The following is a 1,640-nucleotide window of genomic DNA, read 5'->3' as shown; positions in this document are numbered from 1 at the left end:
GAACTGCCCTTCAACGCGGCTGCTCCGACCACCAGCGGGAAGAAAAGCTGGCCACAAAATCCGGGGCGATTCAGTTCGCCCTGTGCTGTTAGCCTTGCATGGTTGGCAGGGCCTCTGCCACGCCAACTCCGGCCATCGTGCCCAAAATTTTAGAAGTGAACTCACCATGACCAGCCCGCTGTACAACGCCTCCGTTCCCGTCATGCAGCAGATGCTGCGCGCCCTGTCCGACGTGCTCAAGAAAGCCGAAGACCAGGCGACGCAAAGAAATATCGATCCCAATGCGCTGCTGCAGGCTCGGCTGTTCCCTGACATGTTTCCGCTGGTACGTCAGGTACAGATCGCCGCAGACTTCTCCAAGGGCATTGCCTCCCGCCTGGCGGGTGCCGAGGTGCCGTCGTGGCCCGACACCGAGGTCAGCTTCGCCGACCTGCAAGCGTTGATCGCCAAAGCCTTGGCCCATATCGGCTCCTTCAAGCCTGGGCAATTTGATTCCAGCGAGAGCCGCGAGATCGTGTTGCGCCCCGGCACTCCCAAGGAAAAGAAGCTGACCGCAAGCGCATACCTTCTGCACTATGGACTGCCGCAGTTTTTCTTCCACGTGACCACCACCTATGCCATCTTGCGCCACAACGGTATGGAGATCGGCAAGCGCGACTACATGGGTGCCTACTGACCCAAGACAGACAGACAGGCGTTCGGCCACTCTGGCCACTGCCGCTCGAAGTGCAAGCGTGCACGGCAACCCCAATGTGTTGACGCGCGACATCGGCACCTCATCACTGGCATAGGGTTGCGCGGGCAACGCACTACGGTGCAGGTTGAGCGCTAAGACGGCGTGCTGCCACCGATTCGCGCCTTTGAGCCACCAATGACGCTCCTCCGAGGAGCCTTCATCACCCGATGAAGGCCCCTTGAAGGCGCCGCACCAGAGCCTGGGCCTGCCGGCACTCGAACGCGGTGTTCAACGGCCAGCGTACGGCAGCGACGAGTGATGCACGACGATGCGCAGCTTGCCGGCACCGTCCTTCACGAAAGTCCAGGTCTTGTCGACCGTGGTGACCTTGCCGTCCGGGTCAGTGAATAGCACGTTACCCAGCGTGCTGGCCACGTCGCCGTGGATGAGCACGGCAGTGTTGGCAATCTCGCATTTAGTCCAGCCCTTCAGGGCGAAGCCGGTGTCGTTGGGAAAGGCAGGGTTGCCGCCCACGAAGTACGCCAGCGCGCCGTCGCGAGCGGTGCGAAAGGTCTGCGGCGATGTCGTGAGCGTCGGCTTGAACAGCACTGCGCCCAGCTGGTAGGCGTAGGCGCTGTCGATGACCTTCTCGGCCAGCGCCCTGGCGGCCGGCTGCCCTCCGTTGGAATTCGCAGCGCTGATGTCGACCAGCGCCTTGCACCAGGCCTGCTGGGCCCCCAGGACTTCCGCTTCCGTGATGCTCCGGGCGACGACTTTCTCCTTGGCGGCGGCCGGCAAGATTGCCCCTGCGATCAGAAGGCTGGCGATGGCGCTGGGAATGAATTTTTTCATTTGGGTCTCCAATTGAAGTAGTTGGATACCGGAGCGGCCGGGTGGGTCGAGCCGAGACCCAAAGTGCATCCATACGACATGCACGAGGCATGATGCGCCAGCTGATTTGCTC

At 61.9% G+C, this 1,640-nt stretch carries 2 protein-coding genes; one reads left to right on the top strand and one right to left on the bottom strand.

Annotated elements, in window-relative coordinates; all coding sequences use genetic code 11:
* Positions 1 to 166: 166 nt before the first annotated feature.
* A complete protein-coding gene (locus ACT6S0_RS27575) occupies positions 167 to 676 on the top strand; it encodes a DUF1993 domain-containing protein (RefSeq protein ID WP_444766917.1) in 510 nt (169 codons plus the stop codon).
* A gap of 288 nt (positions 677 to 964) precedes the next feature.
* Here the strand turns inward: ACT6S0_RS27575 and ACT6S0_RS27570 are convergent.
* The coding region (locus tag ACT6S0_RS27570; protein WP_444766916.1) for a hypothetical protein at positions 965 to 1,640 on the bottom strand (676 nt) is incomplete at its 5' end.

Origin of the sequence: Roseateles sp., assembly GCF_052436255.1 — a bacterium.
Lineage (GTDB): Bacteria > Pseudomonadota > Gammaproteobacteria > Burkholderiales > Burkholderiaceae_C > Pelomonas.
Note: the sequence above shows the minus strand (reverse complement) of the source record. Positions and strands in the feature narration are given on the sequence as shown.